Below are 15661 nucleotides of genomic sequence, written 5' to 3'. Positions count from 1 at the left end.
TCTTAGAATAGCTATTAACTATTCTTAAAAATTTGCTCTAAGATTTTCTCTGTAATTACATAGGTTGGTTTTACTCCTGTGGTTCCAAGACCTCCAGAAGCTAAAGTACTACCCGTCTCCAATGGATTATCTGAAGCATAATACGCATATCGAACCTTTACATCATCACGTATACTCCCCCTAAGTTTTGAGGCAGATTGAATTGCTTTTTGATAATGTGCTCCTTCCATTTCCAGACCTATAACACTCCAGGTTGATTCATAAAAAAACTTCAGAACATCTCTGTTTTGTAAAGAAGTTCCTAATACGGTTATCATAGCTCCATCAAATACTTCAATTCCATGCCCTTCCAGATCTTCTTTTTCTAATTCGTTTTTAAATGGATAATTATCTGCTGTTCCTTCAAAAACATGAGCAGAAGGGATCATAATATCTCCTTTACCTCCTTCCAGAATACCTGCTTTTCCCATAATAGAAACAGAATGAACATCTAAATACCCTTTTACTCTTTTACTGGTTATATATGGTTTTAGCAATTCGTCCATTGTTTCATATGCCTGTTCTCCAAAGGCGTAATCCATAACAATAATAACAGGTTTTTTCGCTCCTTCTACTTTTTCCAGTTCTTCATGATAACGACCATTTTTATGCTTTGCCGTATCAAAAATCTGAACATTAATATTCGTACCACTTTGATCTTTTATATAGATCATTCCATTTTGGAGGGCTTCTTTTTTAACCTTTTCTCTCGACTTTTCGTTCCTGTCATCACTTAACAGTTCGTACAATTCGAAAACTGTTTTGTCTTTTTCATTTTTCAGTGCTTTTGGAGCATATAAGGTATTCATTACACTATGCATATTAGCACTAATAACATGAATAGGGCGATCTAATAATCCTTTATCTTCTAATGTTCTTTTAATTGTATTTGCCCAAATTTCGCCATGAATATGATGTCCTAAACGTTCTCTAAGAACCGGACTAAATGTTACAATTCTTTTGTTATCATTTAGCGATTCTTCTATAGCAAGTTTTCCTAGCCAATAAATGATATGCAAGAATCTCGATTTGTTTTCTGGGCAAGAAAACTTATCATAAATAGACAATACTTCTTCAAACGTTCTCCCTAAAATATTAGCCGTATGTGTTAAGGCAATTTCTTTTTCTTGTTTGGTGAGTGTTTTTTTGTTTAATACAGCATTTTCCAGTTTCTTCCAATCACGAGTAAGGTTTCCTTGTTCGGTGATTACTACTCTTCTCATAATCTTATGAGATTCTATAAAAAGGAAGGTCAAATGGGTCAGAATATCATAAATTTCAGAACGCCCCCTGGTCACTTCAATATTCATTTGCTCCTCATCAATTCGATAACAGTTTCTTCTTCTTTTTAGCGGAACAATAACTTTGAAGTGGGATTTTTTATACCCTTCATCACTAGTCAGGTTAATATACTGACACTCTTCTATCCCGAAAGGCAATCTATCAATAACATACAACAACCCATTTAGTTCTACTTTCTCTTCTGCGATGGACCCATAAATCTCTGGGCGTAATGTAAGCAATCCTTCTCTCAGCGTATCTCCAGAAACTCCCATAGGCTTATAAAACCCTCTGTTAAACAGGTGGCGCATGGTGATATACATTCTTTCGATTGCACTCGAGCTTTCTTGTGCCCGGGTTCTTGGTTGTAATTTGCTATTCGTCATATGTTTTTCATAACAAATATAGGGTTTATTTATCTAGTATTGCAGTCAATGCATCTGCGATCTTTCGATCATTAGATAATCTCGGAAGCTTATTCTGTCCTCCTAATTTTCCTATAGATTTCATATACTTGGTAAAACCATCTTTAGGAACGGGTGTAATTTTTAATCTTCTCAGAATATTTCCTTCTATTAAGTCATTATAGTAGGTATTTTGTTTTCTAAGCGCATCATCAATTTTTTCTGCAAATACCTCCAGATCTGATGGTGTCTCATTAAATTCTATAAACCACTGATGATACGGGAGTTCTCCTGAGTCTGTATTCACCTGAGGAGCAACTGTAAATTCATTAATCCTTGCTCCAGTCATTTCTGCTCCTTCTTTCATTGCTTGCTCCACCTCTTTGCCAATTACATGTTCTCCAAATGCAGAAATAAAATGCTTGATTCTTCCTGAAACAATCACTCTGTATGGGGATGTATTTGTAAAAATAACAGTATCTCCTATGTTATAAGACCACAACCCTGCTGTAGTAGAAATCAACATTACATAATTAATACCCTTTTCTACCTCTGCAATTGTTATTCGTTTCGGGTTTTCTTCAAAAAATTCTTCTGCTTTTACAAATTCATAGAATATCCCGGAATCTAATTGCAACAGCATTCCTTTTTCATGTTGAGAATCCTGAAATGCAAAAAAACCTTCAGAGGCCGGATACAATTCTATACTTGGAACACTTCTTCCTATCAAATTTTCGAAAGTTGCCCGATAGGGTTCATAATTAACTCCTCCATAGATGAAGAGTTCAAAATTCTTAAAAAGCGTTCCTATTGATTGGTTCGTTTTTTGATGCAATTTTTCAAAATACATCTGAACCCAGGGGGGGATTCCGCTGATTACAGTCATATCTTCATTCACTGTTTCTTCTATAATAGCGTCTACTTTTTGTTCCCAATCTTCTATACAATTAGTCTCCCAGCTCGGCATTCTATTTTTCTGAAGGTACTTGGGTACATAATGAGCTACGATCCCTGATAAGCGTCCTAACTTTACTCCATTTTTATCCTGTAGCTCCGGACTTCCCTGTAGAAAAATCATTTTACCGTCGACAAAATCTGCTCGACCACTTTCTGCTATATAGCACAATATTGCATTTCTCGCTGCCCGAATATGAGTAGGCATAGATTCTTTGGTCAAAGGAATATATTTTGCGCCACTGGTCGTTCCTGATGTTTTAGCATAATACAATGGTTTTCCTGGCCAGAGTATATCTTTTTCTCCATCGACCATTCTATCTACATAACTTCGTAGCTGTTCATAATCTCTTATGGGAACCTGAAGACGAAAATCTTCATAGGACTTAATTGCATCAAAATTGTGATCTTTTCCAAATACTGTTTTCTTTCCTTTTTTGATCAGGTGATCAAATACTTTCTTCTGTGTTTCTACAGGATTGGAAGACCAGTTATTTATTTTTTTACGAATGCGTTTTGCAAAAACTTTTGCTCCTACAGCTTTTAATGATGCCATATTTATTCAAAGTCAATAAAATTGGATGGATCTGTTGGGAAACCATCCTTCCATAATTCAAAATGTAAGTGAGGTCCTGTACTCAATTCTCCGGTAGAACCCGCTATTGCAATAACTTCTCCTTCCTTTACTTTTTCTCCCTGCTCCTTTATTAAAGATGCATTATGCTTATAAACAGTCAATAAACCATTTCCGTGATCTAAAATTAAAACATGACCTGTTTCAGCAGTCCATTCGGAAAAAATAACTGTTCCAGAAGCTGCTGCTTTTACCGGAGTGTCTTTGGTAACGGCAATATCCACTGCATAATGTTTTTCATTTACATCATAGGCAGCTGTAATTGCTCCTTTTACCGGAGGAAATAATGAAAAATCTACAGTATTTTTATCCGTGTCAAAAACATTGTATTTATCCTCCCTGGAAACTTCTTCTCTCAATTGCATATCTGCTTCTGAAGGGCTTAAATCTACCTTTTCAGGATCCAATTTCTGAGTTAACCGTACTGAGTCTTTATCAAAATCCACCGTTTTAACATCTCCCATAAGCACTTTCTTTATGGAATTAAAGTATTGCTGATTTACATGGATTTCAGATTCTAATGAGTCTACCTTGGCAATAAGCCTAGTCGCTTTCAAGTCCAAAGAAGTTGAAGAATATCCAGGAATATATTCTCTCAATGGAGTGAATGCTATTAAAAAAGTAGTTCCAAAAATCAACAGAATCCCAGTTAGTGTAACCATTACAAAAACATTCAGTCGATTTAACTTAAATGAAATTCGCTCTTCGAATGTATCTTCATTGAGAATTACCAATCGATACTTATTTAAAAGCTTTTTGGTAAATTTCTTTTTTTCTTTAGTGTTTGTTGCCATAAATACTAATCGCAAATATACATATTCTATGTATAAATATTCTTTGTTATCTTCCTCGTAAAAAAGGGATATTTTGTGTTAGTTATACAACTAAATAACTCTTTTTTATCCTTAAAATTACAAAAACCACCTTCTTCTCTTACTGTCAACCCTCTTTTGGATATAAATCAATTGTATTTAACATCTATCTATCACATTAAATTTTTATTGTGTTCTTTTCTTAGTAACTTTGCTTTTTAATTGAATAGATCATGATGTCATTAAATATGTTTCTTGGAATGATTGGGCCATGGCAAATTGCCCTTATCGTTATTATTGTTCTTCTTTTGTTTGGTGGTAAGAAAATCCCTGAATTAATGAAAGGATTGGGAAGTGGGATAAAAGAATTTAAAGAAGCTTCTAAAGAAGATGAAGAAGCTTCTAAAATAGACGATAAGAAATAGTGCTACCTCAATACTAAGGAGTGTGATTTTAAGGTAAGTCTCGAAATCAAAAAAATGGTACAAATAACTACCTTGTTCTTTTTGCTCAGGGCAGTTTATTATAAACTTACAAAGCCTGACAGTTTTTTGTCAGGCTTTATTATTTATTCTTCCTTTCTCAGAAAAATAAACCAATTCTTACCCTCCTCTTTTTACTCAATAATCAGGTTTTAAATAAGCCTAAATCAAAATTCAATTCTTACTATTTTTAAAAACATAAGTTATTTGTTTTTCTAAAAGTAACGAGTTTTAATATGTTTTATATATACAAAACATATAAAATAAATACTACCTAACCATGTTAGTTGGTTTAAAGAGTATAGATAAAACACAGAAATCCCTTGTAAAACAATATTTTACAAGGGATTTATTATTTATAACTGTATGCGTTTCTATTCAATCTCCGCTTAATCAATCAATGACAATTGTATTCTTTTTCTTTCCATATCAATATCGATTACTGTTACTATTAATTGTTGATTTAGTTTCACAATACTATTTACATCACTGATATATTCATTAGCCAGTTTAGAAATATGAATCAATCCGCTTTCTTTAATTCCTATATCTACGAAACATCCAAAATTGGTAATATTATTAACGATCCCTGGGAGTTTCATTCCAATGCTTATATCGGATATTTCCTTGACATTAGGATCAAACTCAAAGACAGAAGCAGTCTTACGAGGATCTACTCCTGGTTTTTCAAGTTCTTTTATAATATCTGTCAATGTGGGCAAACCTACATCATCTGACATATAGTTTTTTAGTTTTATGTCAGCTATTGCCTGTTTATTTCCTATCAAGTCCTTTAGCGGTGTTCCTACATCTTTTGCCATTTTAGAGACCAAAGCATAGCGCTCTGGATGGACTGCAGAGTTATCTAATGGATGCTCCGGATTTGTTATTCTAAGAAAAGCTGCTGCCTGCTCAAAAGCTTTTCCCCCTAATCGGGGAACCTTTTTTAAATCATTTCTGGAAGTCAGCGCTCCATGTTCTGACCTGAAAGCAACAATGTTTTCTGCTAATTTCTCTCCAATACCAGAGACATAACTAAGTAAAGGAGCACTTGCTGTATTCACATTAATTCCTACTTTATTCACGCAACTCATGACAACACTATCCAACTCATTCTTGAGCTTTGTCTGATCCACATCGTGTTGATATTGCCCTACACCAATTGATTTTGGGTCAATCTTTACTAATTCTGCCAGCGGATCTGCCAATCGTCTACCTATAGATACAGAACCTCGTACTGTAACATCATAATCAGGAAATTCTGCTCTGGCTATTTTAGAAGCTGAATATACAGAAGCTCCACTTTCATTAACCATAAAGACTTGGATCGACTTATCAAAAGGAATTTTTTTGATAAAAAACTCCGTTTCTCTGGCAGCGGTACCATTACCTATAGCAATTGCTTCTGTTTTATAAGCATTTACTAAGGATTTTATTTTTTTGATAGCATTCGTAGTCTCTCTCTGGGGAGGATGTGGGTAGATATTCTCATTGTGTAATAAATCTCCATGCTTATCCAGGCAAACGACTTTGCATCCCGATTTAAATCCTGGGTCAATTGCTAAAATTCTTTTTTGGCCCAATGGAGATGCTAATAAAAGCTGTTTTAAATTTTCAGCAAATACACTAATCGCAGCATCATCTGCTCTTGTCTTTGCTTCATTTAAAGCTTCTGTAGCTAATGCAGGAGCTAATAATCTCTTGTAGGCATCTTCTGTAGCTAAAAATATTTGATCTGTACAGGCTTCTACATTTGTTTTTATAACGACATCATCAATACAATCTAAAGCCTCTTCTTCGGGAATTCCAATTTTTACTCGTACTACTTTTTCTTTTTCTGCTCTCAAAATTGCTAAAAGGCGATGAGAAGGGCATTTGTGCAATGGTTCTTCCCAATCAAAATATTGTTTGTATTTCTGAGCGTCTTCTTCCTCTTTTTTGGTTTTAATCACCTTGGCTGTAATGGCTGCTTTTCGCTTATAAATCTTTCTAAGCTTATTTCTGACTACTTCATTTTCATTCACCCATTCTGCAATAATATCTCTTGCTCCCTGTAGTGCTTCTTCTTCTGTAGCAACTTGCTCATTTATATACTTGGAAGCCACAAATACTATTTCTTCTTCTCGTTGCTCCATTAGTATTTTTGCCAATGGTTCTAACCCATTTTCTTTTGCAACAGTTGCTTTTGTTTTTCTTTTCTTTTTATAAGGAAGATATATATCTTCTATCTCTGTCAGAGAAAAAGAAGCACGAATTCTGGTCTCTAAATCAGGAGTTAAGGCTCCTTGTTCGCCGATAGCTCCAATAATACTCTCTTTCCTTTTTTCAATGGTTTCAAAGGACTCTTTTCGCTTTACAATTTCACCAATTGCTACCTCATCCAAATCACCTGTCATTTCTTTTCGGTATCTGGAGATAAAGGGAATCGTAGCCCCTTCTTCTAATAATTTTATGGTATTAGCAATTTGTTTTTCAGCTATTGGTAGCTGTTTAGCGATAAAAGAAACTATATGCATGTATATTACTTTTAATCGATAAAGATAAAAAGGTTTTTCTACATGCTATTCATCCCCTTTTATAAATTGGAGGAATAATATTCTTATGTCTTATCGAAACTTAATCGATTTTATGATCGCTTCTAGTTCAAACATATTATTTCTCTTATAGATAGAAGGAGCAAAGATAAACCCTTCTATTACTAATAAACGATTGTTTTTCTCGTCCTTAATACTATAATTCACAAAAGGACCTGACATGTATTTATTCTTAATTTCCCAGATTCCTTTTGTTTCGAAAGCAAATCTTTTATCCAATTCTGTTTCAAACAAGTAAGGAGCATATGCCATTTCTGTAATAAATTTCCCTCCTTCATCTGTTGGGATTTTACTGGCACCTATAGAGTCTCTCATCTTTATGATATGAGAGATTGTATTCGAATCTTTTTTGACTGTGCTTAACGGCATTTCGTAAATCATGATATTCGCACTTCCGTTTTGGATATCCTTTCGAATCCAGAAAAATTTATCTTCTTCTTTTGCGATTCTATAAGCAGTAGGTATGTCTAATGTAATTCCGAATTTTTCTTTTAAACTTGGTATTTTTTCGAGCGACTTTCGGATTCTTTTTTGTTTTTCTAACGTCTCAGTTTTTTTGAATATTTTAATCACCTCTTCTGCATGTATGCGTATTTGCTCGGCAATCTCATCATCTGTTTTACCAACAAAAACAGCTCCTCGTTGTGGAGTAGCAAACTTATTTTTAAACAAAACAAAATTTGCTTTTCCTCCTTTTTCGATCTTCAGGAATGTTCTGTTTTTAGTAGCAAAGCCTGAAAATGCCTGTGGTGGCATTTGTCGCATTGAGAATAGAGGTTCTTCTTGAGGAAGACCAGGAACTTCTGCTCCAAAATATTTTCTGATAGTATCTCCTAAATTCCCTTTCCAAAGTTCATTATCTATAACTACTGACAGGTTATTGATATTTCCTACAGAACTTGCCATAGCTCCCTGAGTTTCTTTATTTTTCTTCTTTTTTGGTTCTTCTGAACAGCTAAAAACGCAAAAAGAGCAAATAATTGCTACGACAATGTTTCTTATTGATAACGATGAGATCATGATTTAGAAATTTTAAGTTTCATACCTGGTTTAATAGCATTCCCACTAATACCATTCCATTTTTTGATATCGTCAATAGAAACTCCGTTAAATTTTTTAGAAATGCTCCATAAAGTATCTCCAGATTTTACTTCATACACTGAATAATTTTTTAATGCTACTGCTTTTTTAGGAGTCGTTTTAGTAGTTGTTTTTTTCTTAGTGGCAACATTTGTCACTGGTTTTCTGGGATAAATAGTCAATCGCTGCCCTACTCTAAGGTTATTACTCCTCAACCCATTCCATCGTTTAATTTGACTTACTCTCACTCCATACCTTCTGGCTATCTTTCCTAAATAATCTCCACTACGTACTCTATAGCGTATCTTATCATTAGCTTCAAAGAACTTCGGCAACGGTTTCTCTCTTTTATCGAGCTCCGCTTTTGCCAATGTATATATTTCTTTTTCATTTGCTACAAAAGTGCCTACTTTATCTAAAGGCAATCGCAAAACATAATCCTCATCTTTAATATGTGGTATTATATCTAGTTTATATGAAGGATTCAAAAACTGTAATTCTTCCATTTTCACATCGATATACTCTGACACCTGATCTAAAGTGATCATTTGTTTTACTTTTACTGTATCTGTTTCAAAGTATGCCAAGTTTGGTTTTTTAGGTCGAAATCCATGTTCTTCTGCATACTCAAAAATATACATAGTAGCCAAAAAAGCTGGCAGATAACCTGCAGTTTCTCTCGGCAGGTTATTTCTGATATTCCAATAATTGGTATAGCCACCGCTTCTTCTGATCGCTTTATTTACATTCCCTGGTCCCGAATTATAAGATGCCAGCGCCAAATCCCAATCGCCAAAAATTCTATACAGACTCGCTAAATACTTACATGCTGCCTTTGTCGCCATAATAGGATCCATTCGTTCATCTACATAAGAACTAACTTCTAATCCAAACATTTTTCCTGTTCCAAACATAAATTGCCATAAACCAGTAGCACCAACTCTGGATTTTGCCCTTGGTTTTAATGCAGACTCTACAATGGCTAAGTACTTTATCTCTAAAGGGATGTTTTGGTTATCTAATTCTTTTTCGAAAAGAGGAAAATAAAAGTGGCTTAATGACATAAGCCGCTCCAGGTGTTTTCTTCTGTGTTTCAGGTAGCTTTTTATTACACTTTCCAAGGAAGGGTTATACTCTACATTAAAAGGAGTTCGTGCATTTAATCGTTCCAACCTCGCTTTTAATGTATCTGTAGGTAATGCCGCATATTCTACCGGATCGTATTCTAATTCTCTAACGGATTTATAAATAGTATCGAACAAATGAGAATTGTATAATTCTTCTCTCCACATTGCATCTAACTTAGCAATTTCTGGATGATCCGTGGCATGATAAATAATCGTATCTTTTTCTTTTACGGAAGTTAAAGATGCTGTTTTTAGCTCTCCTATTGAATAGGTAACTTCAGTAGTATCGACAATTTTAATTTTCTCCTTTTGTATGGGGTCTTTTTCTTTTAATACGCCTATTTTAGTTTTGGTAGTGTCTTGTCCAGACATAAACGCGTTCCCAGTAAGAAAAAGAAATAATAGCAAGCGGCAGTTTTTCACACGACAAAGTTTAAGTTTATACCAATTTATAACATTATCAATACAATGTTGTTGTTCTTATGTATGGAAATGGCTGTTTTTCCTATTTGATTTTATTCATTTAGGAAATATTTCTACTATAAAAACATGATGGTTCTTGCGAAAATCGCATATTTTTTCTAAAAAGCAAAAAACAAGCCTTCAAAAGCTTTAAAAAAAGCCTTTAAGGCTTAAAAAAAGGAAATCACACGACCTTATGACTACATATACCTGTTTTTTTAGGAGGTATCTAATCATAAGGTCGTATGATTTTTTTAAACTATATTTTACTCGGGTGTCGAGATTGTACCTGTTTCGTCTGTTTTGATAAGGTAATTTACTATTCCTAATTTTCCATAGCCAGAATCCCTGGTAGTTTCTTCCCTTCCAGGCTTTCTAACATTGCTCCTCCTCCTGTAGACACATAGCTCACTTTATCTCCAAATCCGAACTGTTTTACTGCAGCTACTGAATCTCCTCCTCCTACGAGTGAAAAAGCTCCATTTTTAGTAGCTTCGGCAATAGAATTACCCAGGGATATCGTTCCATTTGCAAAGTTTTCCATTTCAAAAACTCCTAAAGGACCATTCCACAAAATAGTTTTAGAATCCATAATTACCTGATGAAACCCTTTTAATGTTTCCGGTCCTACATCCAGTCCCTGCCATCCTGATGGTATTGCATTTACTTCCATGGCTTTAGTGTTTGCCCCATTATCAAAAGCATCAGCTCCAATTACGTCTACTGGTAAATGAATCTGAACCCCTTTTTCCGCTGCTTTTTTTAAGATATCTAATGCCATTTCCTGCTTATCATCCTCACAGATTGAATTTCCTATCTCTCCTCCTTTAGCTTTGATAAATGTGTAGGTCATTCCTCCACCAATAATCAAATGGTCTACCTTATCCAGAATGTTTTCTATGATTGTAATTTTTGAAGATACTTTTGCTCCTCCTAAAACAGCTGTAATAGGTTTCTCTCCTGTTTTCAGCACCTTGTCAATATTTTCAATTTCTTTGGCCAAGAGACTTCCAAAACATTTATTCTCTTCAAAAAACTGAGCGATAATTGCGGTAGAAGCATGTGCTCTGTGTGCTGTTCCAAAAGCATCATTAACATATACATCTCCCATTTTAGACAATGCCTCTGCAAAAGCAGTATCTCCTTTGGTCTCTTCTCCATGAAATCTCAGGTTTTCTAATAAGACAACCTCTCCTGGATTTAACCCGGCAACAACTTCCTCTGCCTCTGCTCCAATACATGCAGGAACAAATTTAACCTGTACTCCAATCACTTCAGAAACAGCTGCTACAATATGCTTAAGAGAAAATTCTTCCTGTATTCCTTTTGGTCTTCCCAGATGAGACATTAATACTGCGCTTCCACCATCTTCCAAAACTTTAATGATTGTCGGCTTAGCAGCACGGATTCGTGTATCGTCCGTTACTTCGAACTGATCATTTAGCGGTACATTAAAATCTACACGAATTAACGCTTTCTTATCTTCAAAATTTATGTCATTAATGGTTTTCATCACAGTAGTATATTATTTTGATCTGTATTTAGATCCCAAAAATAACTAAAACTATGCATTAATGAGTTTCCTTTTCTTTAATAACTTTATTTTTATCAGGTTTATAAAATAAGCTCCGGTATCTCTTAGAACCTTTAAATAAATGGTTGATTTTCTACTTTTTATTGCAGGAACAACTTCTAAAGAGATACAAAAGGCTTTCTTTAAAAAGAAATGAATGTTAACTTGACGACAAGCTGTGGAACATTTACGCCTTAATTATCGACTAAAGACTAACAATTATAGATATTTCCGACACATAAAACGTTCTTCCCCAATACTACTTTTTAATCGCGTTAGTTTCATTTCCTTGTTTCACTAAAAATAGTATTAATACCTGGTTGTGCATATTAGCAAAAAGAAGATTGATCTTTATAAATACGGGGAGAATAAAGTATATTTGCTCATGCTTTTTTCAGAAATATTAGGGCTGGATCATATCAAAAGTTATCTGACCACCAGTGTAGATCGCGGGCGAATTCCTCATGCACAGCTTTTTGTAGGTTCCAACGGTAGTGGGACCTTACCAATGGCAATTGCCTATGCACAGTATATTCTATGCCAGAATCAAGAAGGAGAAAATACGGGAGGAAATGCTTCCTGTAATATAAAATTTGATCATTTGTCACATCCTGATTTACATTTTGCATATCCTGTTGCTACCAATGACAAAGTAAAAAAACACCCTACAGCAGATCATTTTGCCGAAGAATGGCGTGCTTTTATCAAAGAACAATCCTACGGTAGTATTTTTGACTGGTATCAGTCTTTGGGTATAGAAAACAAACAAGGTCAAATCGGAGTTGACGAGGCTCTTGATATTGTAAAAAAATTATCCTTAAAAAGTTATGAGGGTGGCTATAAAGTTATGCTTATCTGGATGGCAGATAAAATGAATATTGCCGCTTCTAATAAATTGCTAAAACTCATTGAAGAACCTCCTGAAAAAACAGTATTTCTTCTTATCACTGAAGAAGAAGAACAATTAATTCAGACCATTAGATCCCGATGTCAGGTGCTTCATTTTCCTCCATTAGGAGAAAAAGTTATTCAGGAAGCTTTGCTTCGTAAAGAAGGAATCACTGAAAAAGAAGCTTTAAAAATTGCTCACCAGGCGAATGGGAACTATAATAAAGCCCTGCATATTCATCATCAGGATGGAGGTGATGAAACCTTTGAAGATTGGTTCATACAGTGGGTACGAACAGCTTTTAGGGCTAAAGGAAACAAGGGTGCTGTAAATGAACTCATCAAATGGAGTGAAACCATTGCTGGAACTGGTAGGGAAACTCAAAAACGGTTTCTATCTTATTGTCTAGACTTCTTCCGACAGGCAATGTTATATAATTACGGGGCTAAAGACTTAGTCTTTTTAGAGCCAAAAACCGCAGGGTTTAAAATTGAAAAATTTGCACCATTTATTCATGGAAGCAATATCATGGATATCAGTACAGAGCTACAAGATGCTATCTATCATATAGAGCGCAATGGAAATGCAAAAATCATTCTGACTGACTTATCTATCAAACTGACAAGACTCTTACATAAGAAATCTGCATAAACTGATCGTACGAATGAATAATTTTATCGTCCATATTGTACCTATCACCATTTTGATTTTTATGCTGATTACTTTTTTTATTTCAGGTATGGAAAAGATTTTTGACTGGAAAGGAAACTGTACTTTTTTGAAAACACATTTCTCTGGTACATTTCTCAGTAAAATGATCCCTTTCTCTCTTATGTTACTTATTATATTAGATGTTGCGATTACAATCGGTTGTCTGATCTCCGGTTATCAGCTGATTCTCTATGGAGAAAAAGAAAGTACTGTCTATACTTTTTTTCTCTGTTGTATCACTTTATTACTCATGCTTATCGGACAGCGAGTTGCAAAGGATTATCCAGGAGCATTAACTATTAGCTGTTATTTTATGGTAGCTATATTTGGACTTTATATTTCCTCTATATAACCTGTATTCTTATTTGAAGAAAAACCAATATAACTTCTCTTATTTCCTCAGAACTATCTCTGAAAGCTGTCTTATAAAAATCAAATTCGAAAAGTGTAGACTTCTTTCGTTTCAGTGTTGTTTTATTGACATTGTGTATCTTTATATCCCTCTCATACCATTTTACACTTTATATCTACTGGAATAAAATGTTCTTTGCCCGTAAATTCAAACTACAAATGGTATCATTAAGAAAGCGTTTCCTAAAGCACCTTAAAAAATGAAAAAAAGCTTCACATATTACCTAACGATATGGGTATTACAATTAAAAGGGGTGAAAAAACTATTTAAGACATCTCCCATCAATTATAAAAAACTTCGAAAAGAAGATGTTTTGGTTCCCAAAACAACCCGATTAACATCACATAAAACGACCCAATTCAAAATTGAAAAAACAATACTTACAGAAATTGCTCCGGCTAAAGTTTCTGATGGTTTGTTATTATTTATACATGGAGGGGCTTTTGTCGCTGGTCCTTCAAAACATCATTGGGACAGTCTTCTTCGAATATGTAAACAAACAGATTTAACACTATGGATGTGTGCTTATCCTAAAGCACCAGAGCATACCATTACCGAGATCTCTCAGAATATTGACGCTGTTTATCAACATGCCATTTCAAAATATCCTTCTTCTTCTATAGTTCTTATGGGAGATTCTGCCGGAGGTACATTAGCTACTGCACTTACACAACGTCTTATTTCGGAAAAAATAGTATTACCAAAAACCTTGATTCTTATTTCCCCTGTTATGGACGCTTCTTTTTCTACCCCTAAAATTGCCGAAGTTGACCATGTCGACCCTATGTTATCCGTTTCCGGGGCATTAAGTGCTAAAAAAATGTGTGCAGAAAATGATGATTTAAAAAACCCAATGCTTTCTCCTGTTCACGGATCTTTTATTGGATTTCCCAGAACAATTCTATTTATAGCAGAACGAGATATCACTTATCCCGATCAATTAATTAGCTTGCAAAAAATAGTTGAAGCTGATGTAGACCATGAGGTAATTACCGGGAAAGACATGCCTCATATCTGGCCATTATTACCTGTAATGAAAGAAGCAAAACAAGCATTACAGCAAATAATCTGTTTTTTGAAATAATTATTTTTTGTAGAGCTGCTTAAATTAAGTCACCATAGCCTACAGTATAATAGCTATTTTAACCTGATAAAAGAGATTTTTCTACAATAAAAAGACAATAACAATCTTATAAAAAAAAGCTGCCTTAAAAGGCAGCTTTTTGCGTTGTTTTTTATTTTTTTAGTATGTACATCCACATTTACTTTGTCTACATCCGAAATCAATTCCTAACGTAATCATATGAGATCCGGCAGCAGAACTCGGCTGATATACCTCATTCACATTGACCTGATATCCATATGCTACATAAAAATTTGCTTTTTTAAGTCCTACCATGGGAGATACAGATAATGGTTTAAAGTCCTGATCAACTAATGACCGAACACTTATTCCTGCCCAATAGTAGTCTGCTCGCTTCATCTTTCTTACTTTAAAATTGAGATCTGCTGTAGAACGTCCATCTCCTGCAAAATTCTGATACAATACAGAAGGTTCTATTTCCAGATCGGCAAAACGATGTTCAAAAGTATATCCTGAATACACATAATAATTCTGAATTGTTGAAGGTTCTGTAGGATTAAAATCGTCTATTTGTTTTTGCAATAAGTTCACTGCATTAGCACTTAAAAAGAAACGTCCTAATCGATACAAAAAACCAATATCAAAATTCGAATTATTAACACTCACATTGGATAACGAAGGGTTAATCGGATTATCCGGATCTCCATTGTTAAACTCAGAAGTATCAATTCCGAATTGGGTAAACTTATAACTCAATCCAAAAGACAAGTACTGATTATTATACTCATTTAATGTCAAATGATGCGCAAAAGAAAGTTGTACCCCCTTCTGACTGGTAAAACCATTTTTGTCATTAAACAATACTGCTCCAATACCTGATCTATCAGAAATACGACCATCAATCGATAGTGATTGTGTCCCTGGTGAGTTCTCTATACTCACCCATTGTTCAAAACCAGTAGCACGGGCTTGCCAACAATCCCCAATACCGGCATAGGCAGAGGATATTAAATATGGGTTATCTGCTATGTACTGGTTCTGCACAGGAGGAAAAAACTCCTGCGCGGTTCCTAAATAACTTATAGTTAAGATCAATAATGGGGCTAAATATTTCTTCATACTA

12 protein-coding genes are annotated in these 15661 nt (G+C 34.6%); 4 read left to right on the top strand and 8 right to left on the bottom strand.

From position 1 onward, the window contains the following. Positions 1–14 precede the first annotated feature (14 nt). The 3 genes from HN014_RS07190 to HN014_RS07180 are packed head-to-tail and all read right to left on the bottom strand — an operon-like array spanning position 15 to position 4106. Positions 15–1706 (bottom strand): hypothetical protein, encoded by a 1692-nt coding sequence (locus tag HN014_RS07190; RefSeq protein ID WP_176028205.1) that lies wholly within the window; start codon positions 1704–1706, stop codon positions 15–17. A 25-nt stretch (positions 1707–1731) separates the two neighbouring features. Next, on the bottom strand, positions 1732–3234 hold the full coding sequence (locus HN014_RS07185; protein WP_176028204.1) for a GH3 auxin-responsive promoter family protein: 1503 nt from the start codon (positions 3232–3234) through the stop codon (positions 1732–1734). 2 nt (positions 3235–3236) lie between these two features. Further along, complete coding sequence (locus HN014_RS07180) at positions 3237–4106, bottom strand: M23 family metallopeptidase (protein WP_176028203.1); 870 nt, start codon at positions 4104–4106, stop codon at positions 3237–3239. A gap of 251 nt (positions 4107–4357) precedes the next feature. On the opposite strand from HN014_RS07180, the gene HN014_RS07175 reads away from it, so the two are divergent. Continuing rightward, positions 4358–4549, top strand: coding sequence for a twin-arginine translocase TatA/TatE family subunit (locus HN014_RS07175; RefSeq protein ID WP_176028202.1), 192 nt, complete (start codon positions 4358–4360; stop codon positions 4547–4549). A 446-nt stretch (positions 4550–4995) separates the two neighbouring features. Here HN014_RS07175 and HN014_RS07170 read toward each other — a convergent pair whose 3' ends face one another. From HN014_RS07170 to pgk, 4 genes are all read right to left on the bottom strand, one after another. After that, positions 4996–7122 carry a Tex family protein gene (locus HN014_RS07170; protein WP_176028201.1) on the bottom strand — a complete coding sequence of 709 codons (2127 nt, stop codon included), beginning with the start codon at positions 7120–7122 and terminating at the stop codon, positions 4996–4998. Positions 7123–7212: 90 nt separating this feature from the next. Beyond that, positions 7213–8220 (bottom strand): DUF4837 family protein, encoded by a 1008-nt coding sequence (locus HN014_RS07165; protein WP_176028200.1) that lies wholly within the window; start codon positions 8218–8220, stop codon positions 7213–7215. After that, a complete protein-coding gene (locus HN014_RS07160; RefSeq protein WP_176028199.1) occupies positions 8217–9779 on the bottom strand; it encodes a LysM peptidoglycan-binding domain-containing protein in 1563 nt (520 codons plus the stop codon). Before HN014_RS07160 ends, HN014_RS07165 begins: the two co-directional genes overlap by 4 nt. Before the next feature lie 415 nt (positions 9780–10194). Further along, positions 10195–11382: a phosphoglycerate kinase gene (gene pgk, locus HN014_RS07155; RefSeq protein ID WP_176028198.1), complete on the bottom strand. Its 1188-nt coding sequence runs from the start codon at positions 11380–11382 to the stop codon at positions 10195–10197. Positions 11383–11827: 445 nt separating this feature from the next. On the opposite strand from pgk, the gene HN014_RS07150 reads away from it, so the two are divergent. From HN014_RS07150 to HN014_RS07140, 3 genes are all read left to right on the top strand, one after another. Beyond that, positions 11828–12982, top strand: coding sequence for a DNA polymerase III subunit (locus tag HN014_RS07150; RefSeq protein ID WP_176028197.1), 1155 nt, complete (start codon positions 11828–11830; stop codon positions 12980–12982). Positions 12983–12995: 13 nt separating this feature from the next. Next, on the top strand, positions 12996–13394 hold the full coding sequence (locus HN014_RS07145) for a DoxX family protein (protein ID WP_176028196.1): 399 nt from the start codon (positions 12996–12998) through the stop codon (positions 13392–13394). Positions 13395–13653: 259 nt separating this feature from the next. Continuing rightward, on the top strand, positions 13654–14538 hold the full coding sequence (locus tag HN014_RS07140; protein ID WP_176028195.1) for an alpha/beta hydrolase: 885 nt from the start codon (positions 13654–13656) through the stop codon (positions 14536–14538). Between the two features lie 159 nt (positions 14539–14697). Here the strand turns inward: HN014_RS07140 and HN014_RS07135 are convergent, their stop codons facing one another. Continuing rightward, positions 14698–15657, bottom strand: a complete 960-nt coding sequence (locus tag HN014_RS07135; protein ID WP_176028194.1) for a type IX secretion system membrane protein PorP/SprF — start codon at positions 15655–15657, stop codon at positions 14698–14700. Between the last annotated feature and the right edge of the window lie 4 nt (positions 15658–15661).

The organism is Aquimarina sp. TRL1 (assembly GCF_013365535.1).
In the GTDB taxonomy this organism is placed as follows: domain Bacteria; phylum Bacteroidota; class Bacteroidia; order Flavobacteriales; family Flavobacteriaceae; genus Aquimarina; species Aquimarina hainanensis.
Note: the sequence above shows the minus strand (reverse complement) of the source record. Positions and strands in the feature narration are given on the sequence as shown.